Origin of the sequence: Paenibacillus lentus, from assembly GCF_042714055.1 — a bacterium.
GTDB lineage: Bacteria > Bacillota > Bacilli > Paenibacillales > Paenibacillaceae > Fontibacillus > Fontibacillus lentus_A.
On sequence record NZ_JBHGVC010000009.1, the window covers coordinates 42498 to 60962 of the forward strand.

General features: G+C 44.9%; 17 protein-coding genes. 1 reads left to right on the top strand and 16 read right to left on the bottom strand.

Going from position 1 to position 18465, the window contains the following annotated elements:
* Positions 1–6 precede the first annotated feature (6 nt).
* The 10 genes from ACE3MQ_RS19110 to ACE3MQ_RS19155 all read right to left on the bottom strand — a co-directional run bounded on the left by ACE3MQ_RS19110 (position 7) and on the right by ACE3MQ_RS19155 (position 8475).
* Positions 7–1170: a mannitol dehydrogenase family protein gene (locus tag ACE3MQ_RS19110; RefSeq protein WP_379395918.1), complete on the bottom strand. Its 1164-nt coding sequence runs from the start codon at positions 1168–1170 to the stop codon at positions 7–9.
* 72 nt (positions 1171–1242) lie between these two features.
* Positions 1243–2094: a PTS system mannose/fructose/sorbose family transporter subunit IID gene (locus ACE3MQ_RS19115; RefSeq protein ID WP_379395581.1), complete on the bottom strand. Its 852-nt coding sequence runs from the start codon at positions 2092–2094 to the stop codon at positions 1243–1245.
* Between the two features lie 5 nt (positions 2095–2099).
* Positions 2100–2852: a PTS mannose/fructose/sorbose/N-acetylgalactosamine transporter subunit IIC gene (locus tag ACE3MQ_RS19120; protein WP_379395583.1), complete on the bottom strand. Its 753-nt coding sequence runs from the start codon at positions 2850–2852 to the stop codon at positions 2100–2102.
* 3 nt (positions 2853–2855) lie between these two features.
* Positions 2856–3350 (bottom strand): PTS sugar transporter subunit IIB, encoded by a 495-nt coding sequence (locus tag ACE3MQ_RS19125; RefSeq protein WP_379395585.1) that lies wholly within the window; start codon positions 3348–3350, stop codon positions 2856–2858.
* Positions 3344–3763 carry a PTS sugar transporter subunit IIA gene (locus tag ACE3MQ_RS19130; RefSeq protein ID WP_379395587.1) on the bottom strand — a complete coding sequence of 140 codons (420 nt, stop codon included), beginning with the start codon at positions 3761–3763 and terminating at the stop codon, positions 3344–3346. The genes ACE3MQ_RS19125 and ACE3MQ_RS19130 overlap by 7 nt, the downstream gene beginning before the upstream one ends.
* Positions 3764–3778: 15 nt before the next feature.
* Positions 3779–4570, bottom strand: a complete 792-nt coding sequence (locus tag ACE3MQ_RS19135; protein WP_379395589.1) for an SDR family oxidoreductase — start codon at positions 4568–4570, stop codon at positions 3779–3781.
* 206 nt (positions 4571–4776) lie between these two features.
* Positions 4777–5529, bottom strand: a complete 753-nt coding sequence (locus ACE3MQ_RS19140; protein ID WP_379395591.1) for a GntR family transcriptional regulator — start codon at positions 5527–5529, stop codon at positions 4777–4779.
* Between the two features lie 92 nt (positions 5530–5621).
* A complete protein-coding gene (locus ACE3MQ_RS19145; protein WP_379395593.1) occupies positions 5622–7412 on the bottom strand; it encodes a cellulase family glycosylhydrolase in 1791 nt (596 codons plus the stop codon).
* Positions 7413–7743: 331 nt separating this feature from the next.
* Positions 7744–8190, bottom strand: coding sequence for a hypothetical protein (locus ACE3MQ_RS19150; protein WP_379395595.1), 447 nt, complete (start codon positions 8188–8190; stop codon positions 7744–7746).
* Positions 8191–8277: 87 nt separating this feature from the next.
* Positions 8278–8475 carry a winged helix-turn-helix transcriptional regulator gene (locus tag ACE3MQ_RS19155; RefSeq protein ID WP_379395597.1) on the bottom strand — a complete coding sequence of 66 codons (198 nt, stop codon included), beginning with the start codon at positions 8473–8475 and terminating at the stop codon, positions 8278–8280.
* A gap of 59 nt (positions 8476–8534) precedes the next feature.
* On the opposite strand from ACE3MQ_RS19155, the gene ACE3MQ_RS19160 reads away from it, so the two are divergent.
* Positions 8535–9212, top strand: a complete 678-nt coding sequence (locus ACE3MQ_RS19160) for an NAD(P)H-dependent oxidoreductase (protein WP_379395599.1) — start codon at positions 8535–8537, stop codon at positions 9210–9212.
* A 150-nt stretch (positions 9213–9362) separates the two neighbouring features.
* On the opposite strand, the gene ACE3MQ_RS19165 is transcribed toward ACE3MQ_RS19160, so the two are convergent.
* From ACE3MQ_RS19165 to ACE3MQ_RS19190, 6 genes are all read right to left on the bottom strand, one after another.
* On the bottom strand, positions 9363–9968 hold the full coding sequence (locus ACE3MQ_RS19165) for a hypothetical protein (RefSeq protein ID WP_379395601.1): 606 nt from the start codon (positions 9966–9968) through the stop codon (positions 9363–9365).
* 129 nt (positions 9969–10097) lie between these two features.
* Positions 10098–11648 carry a hypothetical protein gene (locus tag ACE3MQ_RS19170; protein ID WP_379395603.1) on the bottom strand — a complete coding sequence of 517 codons (1551 nt, stop codon included), beginning with the start codon at positions 11646–11648 and terminating at the stop codon, positions 10098–10100.
* Positions 11645–13993, bottom strand: a complete 2349-nt coding sequence (locus ACE3MQ_RS19175) for a C40 family peptidase (protein ID WP_379395605.1) — start codon at positions 13991–13993, stop codon at positions 11645–11647. Before ACE3MQ_RS19175 ends, ACE3MQ_RS19170 begins: the two co-directional genes overlap by 4 nt.
* A gap of 185 nt (positions 13994–14178) precedes the next feature.
* Positions 14179–15249, bottom strand: coding sequence for a hypothetical protein (locus ACE3MQ_RS19180; protein WP_379395607.1), 1071 nt, complete (start codon positions 15247–15249; stop codon positions 14179–14181).
* Entirely contained in the window at positions 15227–17623 is a 2397-nt protein-coding gene (locus ACE3MQ_RS19185; protein WP_379395609.1) for a C39 family peptidase, read from the bottom strand. The genes ACE3MQ_RS19180 and ACE3MQ_RS19185 overlap by 23 nt, the downstream gene beginning before the upstream one ends.
* 41 nt (positions 17624–17664) lie before the next feature.
* Positions 17665–18237 carry a DL-endopeptidase inhibitor IseA family protein gene (locus tag ACE3MQ_RS19190; protein ID WP_379395611.1) on the bottom strand — a complete coding sequence of 191 codons (573 nt, stop codon included), beginning with the start codon at positions 18235–18237 and terminating at the stop codon, positions 17665–17667.
* Between the last annotated feature and the right edge of the window lie 228 nt (positions 18238–18465).

An 18465-nucleotide genomic window follows, 5' to 3' on the forward strand; every position in this document is an offset into this window, starting at 1 on the left:
CAGTGCTCATCCCCTCCCTTTTCGTGCTGTCCGGTACAGTTCTTCATAATGCTTCAAAATACCCTCGTGCAAGCGGGTCGCCGCCGGAATCCCGGTATAATGCGTAATCGCTGCGCCGATTCCGTGCTCCTCTACATACAACCGCAATTCTTCGCATTGGCTGTCCGCATCGTTGCGGAAGAGAAACGCGGCGGCGATGCCTTGCTGCAATCGACTGTTCTTAAGCCCGTATTCTTCACATTGCAGGCAGGGCGCCACCAACCGATCGTCAGCTTGCAGCTTGCGAATCGGCGACCTGCACACCCGGTTGATCGTATCGACGATGCCTGGCGTTTGAAAGCGGGCAATCGCAAAGTCTACATATTCAACCAGTTCCTGGTTAGAGAAGCCGTACTTCCGCTCCAGCATGCCCGCCGACTCCAGCATCGTCTCCCGCACTTCCTGTACCAAGGTGTCATGATGAAATACATCCTGGATAATCTCATAGCCGTACACATGGCCGATATAGCCGGCCCAGGCATGGCCGCAATTAACGATGTACAATTTCCGCTCTAGAAATTTTTGCAGATTATCGGTATACACGGCATTACGAATCGGCTTCGTACCGGGTTCGGCCAGCTTGTTTTGTTCGATGACCAGTTCGTAATCTTGCCCGATGTTAATGACCGCCTTGCCTTCCTGCTTACCCTCCAGCACCATGCGGTCGACGGCTGTATTCGGAAATGAAGCAATCTCTTCCAATTCTTTCTCCGATAGACTTCCCTCCAGCTCCAGTATGCTTTTCTTCAAAATATCGGAGTTAAACATGGCGTTCTCGCAGGCAAGGATATTCACCTTGCTTTTCCCTGCCTCCTGCCTGGCTCGTAATCCTTTCAGCAAAATGGGCGCGATTCGCGGCAGATTGTCGGCCCATACCGAGGTTGTAATGATATCCGCATTCGCCAATGCCGCAACGGTCTCTTGCTCCTGGGTAATGGAAGAGACGGCGCTCACATGATCAATCGTTTTTCTGAGATAATTTTGTTCAATCAGATATAAATCGTAAGCCTTGTCCCGGTTAATCTGAGCAATGATCGCGGGATCTACATCGACAAATGTGATTTCGTATCCCGAATCATGCAGCAAATCACCGATAAAACCTCTGCCGATGCTGCCGGCTCCAAAATGCACCGCTTGCAAAGGTATCACCTCTTTTTGTTATGAATTTATTGTTGTATTCATCCTGGCGTCCAAGGGCTTCTCTTAAAAAATACCGGTAAAGGCTCCAATGATGCTTACAGCAATGATGATAAGCATAATGACGGTGAAATTCTGGCTCTTCTTATTAAGCCACCAGTACAGGCCGAGTACGGCCAAAAGAGGCAGCAGGCCGGGGATGATCCCGTCGAGAATGTTTTGCACCACAAACGGCTCGTTGCCGTTGCCGAAATCGAACTGCAGCGGGGTGCTGAGCTTGACATAGGTGGACGACAATGCTCCCATCATGAACAATCCAAGCGTGCTCGCACCCACAATCAATTCCTTGATCCGACCGGAGTGCAGCAATTCCCGGATGGACGCCTTGCCGGTGCGATAACCGTACACCGATAATCTGAGGCCGATCATAATTTGAATTAACGGCAGCAGCAGGAGGACGAACGGCCCGATGATGCTTCCGGTCGCGGACAAAGTCGCCGCAAGCGCGAAAATGATCGGTTTAAGCGTAGCCCAGTCGATGGAATCGCCAATGCCTGCAAGCGGGCCCATCAGCCCCGTTTTCATCCCGGTGATCGATTTATCGGTGATCGGCTCTCCCTTGGCCTTCTGCTCCTCCATGGCGATGACGATGCCATTGACCGGCGAACCGAATACCGCCTCCGTATTATAGAAAACGAGATGCCGCTTTAGAGCTTCCTTCATATCCTCCGGATCGGAATACAGCTTCTTTAGAACCGGGATCATGGCCGTCGTAAAACCGAGAGCCTGAAGCCGTTCATAAGATATGCCCATCTCCGCTACCATGTAATAGGTCAGCCAGTTCCGGCGGATATCTTTCTCCGTAATCAATTTACTGGTTTCTGTGCTGATTTCTGCTGTTTTTTGCGTTTCCGTCATTTTAATCACACCTCCAAATTCTTCTTATTATTGTTGTAATAAGTGATTAAAAGAACCGCGCATAAGCCGAAGATAGCCGCTCCAATAACAGGAATTCCGCTGAACTGAACTAAGAAATAACCGATGATGAACCACGGAAACAGTTCTTTTTTTCCAATGACGAACATGGTCAAAGCGAACCCGAGAGCTGGCAGCAGACCACCCGCCACGCTGAAACCGTGAACCAGCCATTCTGGAATGCTGTTCATGAAGGAGTTGACGGCATCAGCGCCATAGAGAATAGCAAAAAACGGAATCGGAAAACGGAAGAAAAAGCTTAAAGCGGTAGGATAAACGACGGAAGCAAGCACAATCTTTCGGGTATTTCCTTCCTCGGCATAACGATCAGCCATATGGACGAATATGACATTGACCGTCTTGCGTAATTGATCGACGAATACTCCCATGACACCCACGGGGACGGCTATAGCAATTGCCAGCGCAGGCGTAAGCCCAGACTGAATAGCGATCGGAATAGCGATAAGACCGGCAAGGCAGTCATCGGCGGGTAGATTTGAGCCCGCGGCAACCAGACCAATATAGAGAATTTGCACAGCCGCCCCAATGATCATCGCCTGCTTGACATCGCCCATGATCAATCCGATAGGGAGGGCGGCAAACAGAGGCTGCCGAATCGCATGGGTGATCGCATAACCGATATCCGTTTTACAAATCCAATACCATAAACCCGCAAATATACTTACGATCAGCATTTCCATCGCTTATCCCCCCAATTTTTTCAGTGCTTTATCCAGTGAAAGCTTGGTTTCCTCCGGGGTCACCTGGAAAGAAACTTCAACTCCCCGATCCTTCATATAAATCAGATTATCCGCATCGTTCCGGTCAATGGAGATTCCTTTGACCACGGATGTTTTATTCCCGGCTGCGCCAAGGCCGCCAATCTGCACCTCGGCAAAAACAACGCCCTTCTCCACCGTATTCCGTACATCTTCAATGTTCTTGAACAGTACGAGAATATTGCCCCCGTCATACTGCCCGGCGTTGGCCTGCTCGACAAAAGAAGCGATGGATAGTACTTCCACCTTGATGCCGGGAGGGGCCGCCATCACGTAAATATCCGCCATAAACTCGTCTTCGGAAAGCTCGTCGTTAACGACGATGATCGTTTTGGCCGTGACGGTATTGCTCCATTTCGTGACAACCTGTCCGTGAATCAATCTAAAGTCGACTCTCACCAGTTTGATTCCGTTTAACATGCAGATCCCTTCCTTTCTTTAATGATTTTGGTGATATTGCGTATGCCTTCAGCCCCGAATTCAATAATTTTGTCTTCGATGCCTTCCCACTCCCCCAGCGACCTGCGCGTTTGCGCCTCGATCAGCATCGGCAAATTAACTCCGCAAATGACGGAATATCCATCCTTTTTCGCAAAATACGCACCGATATTTGATGGAGTTCCTCCGTACAGATCGGTCAGGAAAATGGAATCCCGCGGGGCATCGGTTAACTGGGCACCAATATGTTCAATCAGCGCTTTGCTTTCCATCCCTGCCAGTAAAGAAAAGCAGTACACATCCTCCATTTCTCCGATAATGAGTTCTGCGCTTCTCTTTAATTCCTCACCGAATGTCCCGTGCGTGATGATAATAATCCACGGTTTGCTGTTCATAGTCATCCTCCTGTCTTAGCCTCTAGACTTACCGCCAGTAACATTCACAATCGTGCCTGAAATATACGATGATCGATCAGACAACAGATACGTAACCAGATCCGAAATTTCTTCCAACTTTCCTCGTCTACCCAAAGGGATCATTTTCATATAGTCTCCGGAAACATCTCCGGACTCTATACCTCTTGTATAAGCCAAAGCCCTTACATGCTCAGGATTGCCCATCGGCGTAGGCTCATTGATCCCGGGAGAGACGCCGACCACTCGAAGATTGAAACGACCGAGCTCCTTCGCCCACGATAGTGTGAAGGAATTCAGAGCCCCCTTGGTTGCGGAATAAATGCTTTGTCCTTTGGAGCCTTCCATACCGGCTTCGGAGCTAATGTTTACAATAACCCCGCTTTTTTGCCTGATCATTATTCTTGCGGCCGCCTGGGCACAGAAAAAGGCGCCTTTGACGTTAACGTTGAACATAAAATCAAAATCTTCCTCGTTAAACTCGTGATCCTTGTCGCCGTAATAATAATCCACTAACAATTTGGGCCGGTTGACTCCGGCATTGTTAACCAAGCCATCAATCCGGGAATATTTCTCCGTCACCTTGTCCATCATTTCTTCTACCTGCAGCTTGTTCGTGATATCGCATTGGATAAAATCAACGTTGTTGTAAGCGAAACCAAAAATATCAGCGATTACAACCTGTGCCCCATTTTCACTGAGACTTTGCACTATTTTAGCCCCAATACCCGAGCTTCCCCCTGTAACGATGATGACCTTCCCCGCCAAATTCAACCAGTCGCCTGCCATTTGTCAATTCCTCCTTATTGTGCAGCTTACAAGACATCGTGACGTCGTGACATCCTACTGTTATGATTACACTGTTTTTTTTCTTTGTCAAGCGCTTTCATAGAAAAAAGGACAAAAATAAACCCGCCGCCCTAATTTCACCGTCTTGACGGGAAAATTAAGCGACAGGTTTATCATTTCCATTATATTCATTCACTAATGGTCGTTCATTCCTTATATCTCAACCGTACCTTGAACCGGTTAAGATCGCCTCTGTCTCTGGAAACAGAATATTCAATCGGCCTATCTTTGTCATCATAGGTGACCGTCTCCACCAATTGAATGGCAAATTCCGGTTCCACCTTCAATATCGCGGCATCCTCGGCGCTAGCATTGATCGCTCGAAAGGTCTTGTTCGCATAACTGATTTTAAGTGAATAATGCTCTCTTAAAGTTGCAAACAAAGATACTTCCGAAAAATTAAAACGTTCCAGTTCAGGTGTTATATCCGCCGGAACATAGGTCGTCACCAGGACGGAGGGCTCGTTCTCAATAAATCGGAGCCTTTCCAGCTTGTAGAACCAAGCCGACTCCTTTCCGAAAATGCCCTTCAAGGCATCATTCGCTATAACGCGTTCGATGCTTAACAGTTCCGTTCTGGCGCTCAGTCCTTGCCGACTGGCTTCCTCATTAAAGCTTCGCAATTCCGCGAGATCCCACTGGTTCAGCTGCTGCTTGGTTACAAAGGTTCCTACCCCTCTTCGCTTTTCCAGATATCCTTCGCTAACCAGCAAATCAATGGCCTGTCTGACCGTAGTTCTGCTGACTCCATACATCTTCATTAATTGTGTTTCGGGAGGCAAGCTGTCATTTACTTTGTATTCTTCGTTCCTGATTTTATGGATCATATCTTCTTTAAGCTGAAAGTATAAAGGAATTGGACTGTTTTTTTCCAGTTCATACTGAGCTAAATTACCCATTGTGTCCTCCTAACTGATTAAGATGTCACGTTGTCCGTACTTCCATTATACAGCAACTATGAATTGTTGTAAAAACAGCTTGTCAAACCCAATTAAGGCTCGATTCCCCAGACCAGAGCCCCGTTGTTATACAGAGTTACTTTACTCCAGTCGGTATATGAAGTCTTTGTAGCATCGAAGGAATAGTCGTTATTCTCGTCAAGGTTCGACCAGTCGGATTTGGACATGCGTAACTGAATGTCCCCGGTTTGCCCGCCTGCAGGGATGGAGCCTGCCGCCGCCGAGAAGCTGAGCTCGACATAGGTGTCGGCATTCGTACCGGATGTGCTGCCGAAGGTCGTTTGAACGTTGCTCGTACCCAATTGCGCCCAGTCAACCCAGGCGTTCATGCTCTGGGCTCCATCTTTCGTAAAATAATAACGAATCTTCAGGCTGCTCAGATCGACTGCGCTTGTTCCGTTATTTTTTATGTTAAAATGCGGTTTAATTTGATTATCGGTCGCGTTCGTATCGCCAGCTCGATATTGCAATACGAGTGAGCCTGACGGCGATGGAATACTCTGCGGAGTCACGCTGGCCTGGGCAGAATCCGTGCTGGATCCCGCACTATTCGCTGCGCTCACCACATAATAATACGTGCTGCCATTCGTCAATCCCGTATCGGTATAGCTCGTTGCTGTAAGGTTACTGGCCACAGTCGTGTAGGGGCCGCCGCTAACTGCTGCTCTTTTCACTGTGTAGCTTGTCGCTCCCGAGGATGCATTCCAGCTTAACACTGCTTGGGCGTCACCTGCTATAGCTGTTAGGCCAATTGGAGCGGCCGGAGCAGTTGGCTCCGGCGGATTTCCGCCACCATTATCCGGAACCGGCTGGTAGCCAGGGGTCGTGTAAATTCCGCTCAATTGTGATGTGGCGAGTGTCCCATATGTGCTGTTAACGACGGTTTTCCCCCAATCTGTCAGGCTTCCCGCCGGACCTGTGGCCAGATCCAAGTACTCAACCCCTCCGCCGTTTCCGTACCAGGACCAAGCCAGCCAGCCGACGCCTTTTTCCTGGGTATAGCTCAGAATCGTCAACTCATCCACATCGCCGCTGGAATGCTTATGACCGAACTCTCCAATGATGACAGGAATATTCAAGGCCAGGGCATTGTCGATGTTGCTCTTCACGGTCGCTGCGTTGCCGCCGGCGTATTCGTACATATGAATGGAAAAAATCATATTGTTCAGCGTGTCGGTACTCGCAACGTCCAAGCCTTTTTCAAAGATAGAATTCGGATATTGTCCCCAGCCTGCGGCATCTACGACGAGCGTATTCTTGATGCCTGCATTGCGAAGCGCCGGGATCGCCGCCTGATATCCGGCTGCCCACCCATCCGAGCTCCAGGAGCCGAACCATTCATTGGCGATGTTGACGATCACCCGATCCTCTTTCCCAATTAACGCATCTTTAATGCTAATCCAATAATCTACGGCACGATTCAGCGTGGAGGCCGAATCCGAGCCTGTCGCATCATGCACTTCGAGCATCGTAATGAGGTTGTATTGATCACATAAGGCGATGATATTCTCGACGGAAGTGACGTCGTCCCTCGTCCACTGTCCCCCATCCGACAAGACAATTCTAACGGTGTTGGAGCCCGTTGCGGCAATGGCCGGTATTGCGGCAGCCAAATCATTTTTATACCAGGTATGAGCATGGTTGACTCCCCTCATGACAAATGGCTTGTCCGTCGCATCATACAGCGTGGTACCGCTTACATAAAATCCCTTGACAGGCGTAGCTGCTGCGGATGCTTTTCCACCGGGAACAATAGCCGAGGCTGCGATAACGATCACAGCAAGAAGCATCGTGGCAAAAGATTTCAACAGTTTTCTACTCATAAATAAAACCCTCCAATTCATAGTTTGGATGACGAGCAAGTTGAAACCAGGTGATCAAGATTATTTGTTTCAAGCATGACTGACCAGCTCACTAGGGTAAGCGCTTACTTAATAGCGTTACTCCGATCCTCCTTTCCTAAGGAAAATAGATATATATGGAAACACCTTCATCATACATTATTTGTAAAAATAATTCTATAGTTTATTAGCTTTTGTTAGCATTAATACAATAACAAACATCCCTTGTAGCAATGGCAAAAAAGAGATGCCCCGTCACTATTAATAGCTGATAGGGCACCTCTCACTAAAGTATGTATGTATTTCTTGCTGCCTACTCTGCTGGTACAGCTTCCTCTGCCTCACCGCGTCTGCTTGCTAACCTTACGGGCAGCTGCCATGCCGTGACTATCGCTAATAATACAAAGATGATATCCATCCCACTAAACAGTGTTGAGAAGAACTGTGGAAACAATCGGATGACTTCCATTTGGAACATGGACATGATCCCTTCCGTTTCACCGACCAAGAAGTAGCCGTACACAAAGTATTTACCAAGCAAAATGCCTAGCAAACTCGCAACAACAGATAACAGCTGGTGAACCCGAGTTACCCTCTGCGCAAAGAAAGATACTGCAAAAGCGGCCAGTCCTCCAATCGCCCATGCTACGATCCCTACCTCGTACTCCGTTACCACCACGATCAGTGCCCAAACGACACCGCCAATGATTGCAGCAAGCAGAGCTGCTAACATCGGCATAACATTTTTACTCCCGTTCATTCTTCTTCTCCCATCAAAATAATATTAGCTACACCAATAATTATGTATGCCAATACATATTATTCTACAATGAGTCATATTTTCCCTTTATTCGACAATATCTTGTATCTCCTCTGAATAATTCTCTGCTGAGAGCTGTTTTGTTATATACGCCTCTCCCCAATCCTTTATCAGCTTAATACTAGGAATAAGCGTTTTGCCAAATTCGGTTAAGGAGTATACTACATCACATTTATGTGCGTACTTCAAAATTGCTGTGTTATGCACTAATATAATCTTATGCACAAAATATAGTCAAATCGTGTAATTCAAACCAATACTTAGATAAAAAGGAGAGTGCTCTATTGGATACTTTAACAAATATTAAGAAGGAAATTCTATCTGCTTATCAATTCAGACATGCTACGAAAGAATTCGACAGCAGCAAAAAAATCAATGCAGAAGATTTTCAGTTCATTCTGGAAACGGGACGCCTGTCACCCAGTTCATTTGGATTCGAGCCTTGGCGATTTGTTGTCGTACAAAGCATGGAGATCCGTGAGAAGCTTCTCCCTTTTACCTGGGGAGCACAGAAGCAGCTGCCAACCGCCAGTCATTTCGTCCTAATTCTGTCCAGACAACCTAAAAATATGGCTGCTGACTCCAATTATATTCAAGAGATGATGAAGAACGTGCAACTGCTGCCTCCCCATGTGATAGAAATGAAAACCAAGCTCTACGATAAGTTCTTAAAAGCCGATTTCAAATTACAGGAAAATGAACGGGCTATGTTCGAGTGGGGTGCCCGGCAGACTTATCTAGCTCTCGGCAATATGATGACAGCCGCTGCCCAAATCGGAATCGACTCCTGCCCTATTGAAGGCTTCGACAAAGCAGAGATCGAGCGTATCCTTGTCGAGGAAGGCATCCTGGATATTGAACATTTCGGAATCGCCTGCATGGTCGCCTTCGGCTACCGTCTCACCGATCCCCGGGAGAAAACACGACAAACCACGGAACAAGTGGTTCGGTGGGTAGAGTAGGTTTGATATACTAAAGTATCGTTAACGACAATAGGGCAGGTTTCCGGAATCGGAAACTAGCCCTATCTATCAATTGATTAATGGATCATTTAATAAAGACGACCATCTTGCCAATTATAGCCGCTATAATAAAAGGACATTAAACGGCGTTTACTCCATGACCTTCACTAAATCCGCGCTTATCATAATTTGTCTATAACCAATGGAATAATTAGCTAGCACAAACGTTGCTTTGCCGCTTGACGAAGATAGTAATTCCGCAGCTTCTTCTGTATTACCAAGGATCAAAGTTCTTTCATCGGCAAAATCCTCGAACAAGGGAATTCTCTCCATCATTTCTTCATCAAGTGTAATGATATAGCCAAATCCATCCCCTGTATCGTCCCATTCGTACGCCCCTGTCAGCGTTAGTTCTCCTGAAAAAGTAATATCATTGACTTGCAGGTCTGTTCCTGTTCCTGAAGTATCTAACTCTAAAACAGTTAATCCCCCAATGCTTTGACCTATTTCCACTGCAGCAGGGTTAATGATAGTTCTTCTATTTAGACTATGATCGATGACTTGATTCATATCTTCATGAATTTCTTTATCTTGTTCCGTTGCATTGTTTGCTGTAACTGTAGTAGCCCCTTCCACATTTTGGTTTCCAGTTACAGAGTTATCTTTACAACCACTAATCGTTATGAGGATTATTAGGAAGATAATAAGCTTATTAATGTGGAAAAGATCTGATTGTATCCCGTATGTATTCGGCATATTCCCTCCTATTCCATCATTCGCTCTCTTAAAATTTTAACTCAATATTAATGAGATTAAGGTGCTTCAATATCGTTCTGCTTGATGTCCATATAGAAGCCCCTAATATCCTTATTAGGGAGCACTTATTTATTCACCAGTATCGTAACTGCTCAAATACTCCAACAAATCTACTGCTGCACGATTAGGAGTCATTGTATTCAGAACAACGATCAGCGCATCATAGGAGTTGACCAATTGCTCTACAGCTTCATCTACTAGAGCCTGATCCTCTTCGTTCAATGCCTCAACGGGGTTCTGGTCGTAATAGTCACGGTATTCGGATAGCTGCTGTAATCGCTTGTTAAATTCCGCCTTATTGGAGAGCTGGCCTTCCTCTGACTCCTGCTGCCTTAGATAACCGTAAATAGCCGCATCAATCGTGCTGCCTTGTCTGCCCGACAGATGCGACCACATGGTTCCTCCTCCATCTGCATAATAATGCAGCTCGAACCAATAGGAATTGACGTCTGAAATGCTCGTTCTCAATTCGTTTGCTAGATCCTTCAATGAGTTGTTTTCCGTTAAGAAGCCGTCCAGCTTATCCGTATAACATTGCCCTAATTCAGCATAAGCTTCGTCGATTCCCGCCTCGGAGTTATCTTCTTCACGCTCTAACAAATAAGCTTCAAAAACAGCACTAATTTCCCCTACTTCCGTAATATCTGTGACTTGGCATGCCGTGGGCGGCGTACTTTCTACATCAGCAGCTTGTAATTCCCATTTAAAAGTATTCAGCATCTTATCCACCTCAGACCTCATAACACGATATTGTTCTGCTTCTTTCTTATCAGCCGGTTCGTTAGACCATAGTTTGGCAGTAATCAGCACATCCTCGTTTTCCAAAACAACCTGTACATCGTCTAGCCGGCTATCCCCATCGCTTGGGTGGGAATATTCGATTTGAACCAGGGGATAAGCCCCCTTCTGACCCAAAAATGAAATAAGCTGCGTATCCACACTATTCTCTAATGAGATACGTCCTACCCAGTTTTCCGGAAGCTTAAACGATCCGTAATAGGATCGAATCTCCCTTGCACTAAATAATGTAGGCTCTTCGTCATAATACCCCCAGGAGCTCACCATCATCTTGGCTGATTTCTCAAAGACCTGTTCGGATGAAAAAACCACACTTGCCCCTTTCACTGGATAGATTAGGCTGAATTCCTTTTCTTCCTCTTCGCCGGAAGGTGAGGCCATGATCATCGTTTCTCCAGCTCGTTTCATAATCTCCGCAAATGACATTCCAACCTTAGTCTCGCCGAAGTGAACTGGGCTGATTTCAGCAATATCCACATGACTAACAGGAACCCCCTCCTCCTCCGTCAAATGAAATACCAGTCCGGCCTTCTCCAGCTTGAGCCATGCTCCCCCTGCATCCGTTCCCTCTACAGGAGCTTCTTGAAAATCCTGCTGCAGCGTATCGATCAGAGATGTTTTATCCAATTCCATATAATGAATAAAGCGCTCGTAGAAGCCCTGGTTTTTCAGGTCATATGCAGCATCGAATTTGATTGCAGTATCATGATTGGCTGTTGACGTCCCCTCATTCCCGCCTGACTTTGGTGCTTTCCCTCCGCAAGCCGTTAACATAATGACAAGTACTGAAGTCAGCGCCCAAAATAATATTTTTCTTTTCACTTGATACTTCCCACCTTTTTACCATTTTGACTGTAGACATTTCCGTCATCACCAATAATCCGGCGTACCGAAATTGGTTTTTGGGTTTTCAGCCAATATCCTTTGAGATCAGAGATCTTCACATTGCCTCCTTTAGCGTTCGAACCGCTTTCGTGAATAAACTTACCATCCCCTAAATATATTCCTACATGTCCTACTTGGGAGGAATTAGGCGAAGTAAACAGAATTAAATCTCCCTTTTTCAAGTTAGCCGTATCGAAGCTTCCGGCGTCTTTTTTTCCAGCCGTCCACACTTCCAGGCCCGAATGAATTTGAGTACGTGTATTGGCGCCAATATCAATGTTATCTCCTACACCCAGATCTCGCAGGATCGTCCGGTAAATCGCTGACGTGAAATCCGAGCAATCCATGGCTTTAGGAGGTGACTCAGGATCCATATATTTTGGTCGGTTTCCGTCCATATAGTAGGGGACTTTCCCCTCAAATTGTTTGGCCAGTTCGAGCACCGTTTCTCTTGCCCCTTCTGTTCCCTTTTTTGATACATTCGTTGATCCCGAATTCGCAGGGGGAACGGAAGGAATCGTTTGGGGACTCTCTTGTTTAGGTAAATCTAGGATAGACTGCAACATGACCGCAACCCCAGGATTTTTATCCACTACCGGTCCATAGGTAAAAACACCGTCTTTGTAATACTTTCCTTCCAACGGAATATTCGAACCGCTAAAAACATATACGCTGTTAACTTTATGATTAATGTAGCCCAGACCATTATAATACTCAGCAAATGTCATCATTTTGGCGATATCCTTAGAGGTGCTGTCTATGCCTACCCCATCACGAATGGATTTCTTTTGATTCAGCGCATGAATCGCTGCCTCCTCCCAATCTGTAAAAAAGATACCTTTCGGGACATTCACGGTTTTTTTGCCGAGCGGATCCCCGTTATGCAGGTACCTACTAAAGTCACCCGAGCTTTCTCTCCAGTGTATAGCCGCAATCAGCTCTGGAGGAACACCTGTTTTTTTGGAAACTCTCTCGTATTTTTCTTTGTTTTTGGTATAGTGCTTTTGAAACATCTCTAGTGAGCTCATAACGGGTTTATTGGAGGTATCCCGGGTTATATACGGAACAAGCCATTGATTACGTTCGTATATAGCCTTGATCTTTTGGTTATTTCCCTTTATATCTTTGATTTTTGCATTGGTCTCTTTTAATTTAGATAGATTCAGATTTCCTGGTGGCTTAGTTGCTACGTTCTCTTTCTCTTTCTCTTTCTCTTTCTCTTTCACATTCAAATAATTCCCTGCAGGCCCCGTTCCTGTCCACAAATGCTTATAAATTACACCATCAACCATCGCCGAAGACAAGGCATACTTGTCCTTCAATATCCCGCGGATTTTCTCCGCATAGGCGTGAGCCCCGTCCATTTCTTTCGTCATGCCCTTCGCCTTGTACTCATGCCACGCGACTTGGGCGCGGCCAATTTCACCTAGCTGCTTATGTATTTCATCCAATTGCTTTTGAGCCCATGCGCCTTGAGCTCCACCCTTCATGACCAAGCCAAGTAAGTATTGGTACTGGTTATCTTCCGGCATAAGAACCTGCACGAACTTTCCATCCTTCACGATCTGCATCGAAGGATCGTACGAGCACGCCTCAAGCGGGCTTCCCTTAAAATACTCACTTATATTAACTTTTTCCCCGTAAAGCTCTTCACTAATGCCGTACCCCTTCAAAATCCCTCGCTGCTTCATCGCTTCTTTATGTGCTTGTTCCATCAAATATGTATTGCCAAACGCCTTGTATACGGAATAGGCCACCTGGGCACGAGCAATCGTGTTTCTCGCCTTGAAGATCGCATCAAGCTTCTCCTTGGCCTCCTTCTTCTCTTTCTCCGTACCATGAAGGGCTAACTGATGCAGCTTCTGAACCACCGGATCCTGAAATAATGCATCCTGTAAATAGCTGGTGAGGCCTTTGCCGAAAAGCCCGCCATTTGCAGAATAATAACTGGATGGAGGGACAGGTTCATACTTCTTCTTCGCACTAGTTTTGGCCGTTTCCTCATCCTTACGATAACGCGCAGCCGCCTCTGTGAGTACTTTCGCCTTATCGCGAAGCCCTCCCGTGATGCCTTCCGCTTGCTTTCGAATCTCCTTTAAGAGGCGCTCTATCTCATTCAGCTCACTCCTACCGTACAGCTCCGGATATTGGCTCTGCGTCTCTCGAACGAGTTGAGAAATGGATTGGTAGACATTCCGCTCCTCCCTTTCAACGAAGTCCCCGAATCGTTTCGTTTGTGCAGATAACTCATCTACTTTTTTAGGATCAACCTTAATGCTCATCAACGGCTTCCTTTCTATAAAACGCTTTTCCCATTAGGAGATTTCATTCAAGCGTAATATGATACTTTAATTTGATCTATTTCCTCTAGCATACGCATAACCTCTTCCGTCTCTTCACTAGTTCCTTCAGAATAAGGTTGTTCGGTAATTTCATCACTAACAATTACCTCATTTCAACCCTGAGTTTACATATTACTTAGTTTTCTGATATCTTGGTTTTTCAACTCTACATAGACTTCTGCTAAGTCATCATACTGACTAAACAAATCGGAAGTGACCTCTGCATCATACAGTGTCCAATACTCCGTATTCATGGACTCATTATGCAAATACTTTGATTCTTTAAGTTCAATTTCTTTACCATTTAAGTTCATCCACACACGTGTTACTTCGAGATCTTTACTGTACACATGCGCTGCAATATTCATCAATTTGGAATGATCTGTATGATAGGAGAGAACGTAGGTTTCATAAAAATAAAGATATTCATCCTTAAACCCACTAAATAAACTCATGACATTCCTGAATGGATATACCGCATCATCCCACTCAACATCTACTTCATCGCCAGGATGGATTGCAAGCGGAAATAGAAGACTTGCATCCAGCTCTACAAGAGGTTTACACGAATCAGCAATAACATCAGAAGGCGCTGGGCCCCCTGCTGTTCCTTCTGGCTCCGGTAGAAACTTGTCAATAAGCGAACCTCTGCTAGGGTAATAACTATCTTCATCAATTATCATTAGCTCCACTGGGTCTTCAATGTGTCCCGATTCTTTATAGAACAAACGTCGGCTTTCATCTGAGAAAACAGGAATAATAGCTGCTAAATCCATCGTATCCGAAGTCCAAATGGGATTGGTTCTAAATGAAGCTAACTTCTCAAAATCTTTATCTAACTTTTCATTTGTCCAATAGCGATATAAAACATATTCGAGAGGAGCTCTTACTACTTGACCGCTTTCATCCAATTTATCTGGTTGCAGCGAAATATATGGAAAATATGGAATTGGCGCATCTGAGACTTCAGCATCTAAAGCTTTAAAACAATTTGTAGCTAAACTAATGAACTTGTCTTCATCATATTGAGATTCTTCTTTCTGTTTTAACGTTCCCGTTTGTTTTATGGATTGTTTTTCTGCGATGTCACCTGTATTACTGTCCAGATTATTTTTTTCTGAACAACCCGTTAAGAGTATTATGAATGTAATAATAATTAATATTAAACGCTTCTTATCTTTCACTATAGAGTTCATTATAATCTGCCACCGTCCAACCCTTATATTTAGCTCTTTTTGCTGAGCCATTTTTAAGCATATTCTTTAAAGATACCACTTCACCGCCAGCAGGATTAACAATTAACATATCTTTATTTGTTTCGTCATAACCAACTGCAAGTACCCAATGACCCGAACTTGCTTTCAACTGATACTTTGGTTCAGTAATATTAAGAAGCACGGGATTTCCTTTGTCTATGGATGTTTTAGCATAATTAAATAGAACTTCTACACTTTCAGCAGGTGTTGTTTTTTCCTTAAATAATGCTTCATTTCCCATATGACGATCAAATTGTATATTTGGAACAGATTCCATGTATAAACTTGCACCCGAAAAAACTTTCTTCTTTCTCAAATCTTTGTTCAATTGGGATGGATCGATTATTTGACCGTTTTTCCACGATTCTGCCATCGCTATTGCAACCAACGTACACCCTGCCTGATATATATTGGTATTCTTGCTATCACCAAGTTTCTCGTAATACCAACTAGGCGTTGTCCCATCCAAATATTTGTCCTGAGAAAAAATTGGCATCGATTCTAAATTTGGTATCGTATGCCATTGGGTGATACCAACGCTTGCAACTGACTTATACGATCCTAAGTCAGTTTTCTTAGGATTCACAGAAACCTGCTGATCTTTTGTGTCAGAAGTAACTTGATGATCTTTTACTTCAGAAAATACTCCCAATAAAATAGCCGCAATCCCGGGCTGAGCATCTTTTGCATCTTGATCATAATTAAAATCAGAGGTATATTTCCCTGCTGAATTGATAGTAGTTTGATTGAAAATATAAGTTGAGTTCTTACCTTTTAAATAATATCCGAAACCATTATATAACTCAGCAAACACCATCATTGCGGCTAAATCCTGAGAATCATAGGTTAATTTGACTCCAAAATTCATTTTTTTCAGTTGATTCTTTAACACTCGAATTGACTCTTCTTCAAATGTCGTTCCCTTTGGTATTTTATTTTTGCCATCCTGTATTGAATACTCAAATGCTTTACCATTCGAAAAATACATCTGACATTCTCTATAATGAATTGCAAATACTAACTCAGGAGGAATATCGAGTTCTCGACCAATTTCTTGATAAATAGAGTTATATTTTGACCACCATTCTACTAGTAAGGTTCTACTTGAAGCAGATAAATTACTTTTTAATTGTCCCGAATTTAACAGCTCGTAATTCCTTTTATAAGCTTCCCCCGGTTTCGAGTTTGATTTAACTGTGTCTTGGTATATTGTAAAATCAAATCTCGTAATAGTTTGAAGGTTGTTTTTCTCAACATTTGTAAAAGACCGTCCCGCAGGCCCCGCTCCCGTCCACAAATGCTTATAACCCACGCCATCAACCATCGCCGAAGACAAGCCATACTTGTCCTTCAGAATCCCACGAACCTTCTCCGCATAGGCGTGAGCCCCGTCCATTTCTTTCGTCATGCCCTTGGCCTTGTACTCATGCCACGCGACTTGGGCGCGGCCGATTTCACCTAGCTGCTTATGTATTTCATCCAATTGCTTTTGAGCCCATGCGCCTTGAGCTCCGCCCTTCATGACCAAGCCAAGTAAATATTGGTACTGGTTATCTTCCGGCATAAGAACCTGCACGAACTTTCCATCCTTCACGATCTGCATCGAAGGATCGTACGAGCACGCCTCAAGCGGGCTTCCCTTAAAATACTCACTTATATTCACTTTTTCCCCGTAAAGCTCTTCACTAATGCCGTACCCCTTCAAAATCCCCCGCTGCTTCATCGCTTCTTTATGTGCTTGTTCCATCAAATATGTATTGCCAAACGCCTTGTATACGGAATAGGCCACCTGGGCACGAGCAATCGTGTTTCTCGCCTTGAAGATCGCATCAAGCTTCTCCTTGGCCTCCTTCTTCTCTTTCTCCGTACCATGAAGGGCTAACTGATGCAGCTTCTGAACCTCGGGATCTTGAAATAACGCATCCTCTAAATAGCTCGTCAGTCCTTCTCCAGTAAGCCCGCCACTTGCAGAATAATACGTAGATGGGGGGACTGGCTGATACCTCTGCTTCTTCGTGCCTTTTGCGGTCTCCTCATCTTTTCGATAACGTGCCGCGGCCTCTGTAAGTACCTTCGCCTTATCGCGAAGCTCTCCCGTGATGCCTTCCGCTTGCTTCCGAATCTCCCTTAGCAGGCGCTCTACCTCGTTCAGCTCACTCCTACCGTACAGCTCCGGATATTGGCTCTGTGTCTCACGTATTAGTTGGGATATGGTTTGGTAGACGTTCCGCTCCTCCCTTTCAACGAATTCGCCGAATCGTTTCGTTTGTGCAGATAACTCATCTACTTTTTGGGGATCAACCTTAATGCTCATCCATAGCTTCCTTTCAATAGAATCTTATGGCTTCTGGCAATCTAGATGTACTCCCACGGGGCGGTATCCAGCTTCCACTTATCATCGATAGCCTCATATACGGCATCTATAGTAATAACTTCTGTCTCTCCATCGACATCAGGCACTTCAAACGTAATTTCACTCTTTTCCTCAAAATCCATAATGCCAATCACCCTGGCCTCTTCCCATTCACGCAAGGAACCCACTTCATATGGCAAGTAAACAAGCTTGTCGTTGATATTTTTGATCGGGTAGTTATCCAGCATCTCTCTGACCACAGATTCCGTATAGCTCGTCCTAAGATAGGCCGTGATCTTCTCCTTCGTATCCAGATCAATGCAGAAATAATAATAATACTCCTCTGCATCAGCCAACCTCTCCTCTAGAGAAGCAGTGCATTGTTCCCCACCCTCTGCGAGAGCCGTGTATAATTTCGCAATGGCCTCATCTCGCAGTTGAATAGCCATTTGATCATTTAATGAAATCGGCTCACTCTCTTCTGCATCCGTTACAGGCTTGCTGGAATTACAACCTGATAAAAATAGGACCGAGGTCAACCCAATTATGTATAAAAGATTAAACAAACTCCTCAAGCAAATCCCTTCCTTTACCGTTTCACTTTCGATTTGGTGTATAACGAATCGGCCTGCTTTACCACTTACTCTAACTGGAACGTACCATAATTATTGTAAAATATATCATATATTCCTGAGAGTGATTACAATTATTTTCATTAGCAATTCCTTGGTCCCAGGACTATTTTGTCATTTAGGAATAAGGGCTTTTTTTATTGAAAGGCAGCTTTTCAACAAATAAGAAAA

Excerpts from the sequence above, each read along its gene's own strand:
- ACE3MQ_RS19120 (WP_379395583.1), bottom strand. The coding sequence starts at position 2,852 with ATGGAAATGCTGATCGTAAGTATATTTGCGGGTTTATGGTATTGGATT.
- ACE3MQ_RS19150 (WP_379395595.1), bottom strand. The coding sequence starts at position 8,190 with ATGAACGGGAGTAAAAATGTTATGCCGATGTTAGCAGCTCTGCTTGCT.
- ACE3MQ_RS19145 (WP_379395593.1), bottom strand. The coding sequence starts at position 7,412 with ATGAGTAGAAAACTGTTGAAATCTTTTGCCACGATGCTTCTTGCTGTG.
- ACE3MQ_RS19175 (WP_379395605.1), bottom strand. The coding sequence starts at position 13,993 with ATGAGCATTAAGGTTGATCCTAAAAAAGTAGATGAGTTATCTGCACAA.
- ACE3MQ_RS19130 (WP_379395587.1), bottom strand. The coding sequence starts at position 3,763 with ATGAACAGCAAACCGTGGATTATTATCATCACGCACGGGACATTCGGT.
- ACE3MQ_RS19115 (WP_379395581.1), bottom strand. The coding sequence starts at position 2,094 with ATGACGGAAACGCAAAAAACAGCAGAAATCAGCACAGAAACCAGTAAA.
- ACE3MQ_RS19125 (WP_379395585.1), bottom strand. The coding sequence starts at position 3,350 with ATGTTAAACGGAATCAAACTGGTGAGAGTCGACTTTAGATTGATTCAC.
- ACE3MQ_RS19135 (WP_379395589.1), bottom strand. The coding sequence starts at position 4,570 with ATGGCAGGCGACTGGTTGAATTTGGCGGGGAAGGTCATCATCGTTACA.
- ACE3MQ_RS19165 (WP_379395601.1), bottom strand. The coding sequence starts at position 9,968 with ATGCCGAATACATACGGGATACAATCAGATCTTTTCCACATTAATAAG.
- ACE3MQ_RS19140 (WP_379395591.1), bottom strand. The coding sequence starts at position 5,529 with ATGGGTAATTTAGCTCAGTATGAACTGGAAAAAAACAGTCCAATTCCT.
- ACE3MQ_RS19185 (WP_379395609.1), bottom strand. The coding sequence starts at position 17,623 with ATGAGCATTAAGGTTGATCCCCAAAAAGTAGATGAGTTATCTGCACAA.
- ACE3MQ_RS19180 (WP_379395607.1), bottom strand. The coding sequence starts at position 15,249 with ATGAACTCTATAGTGAAAGATAAGAAGCGTTTAATATTAATTATTATT.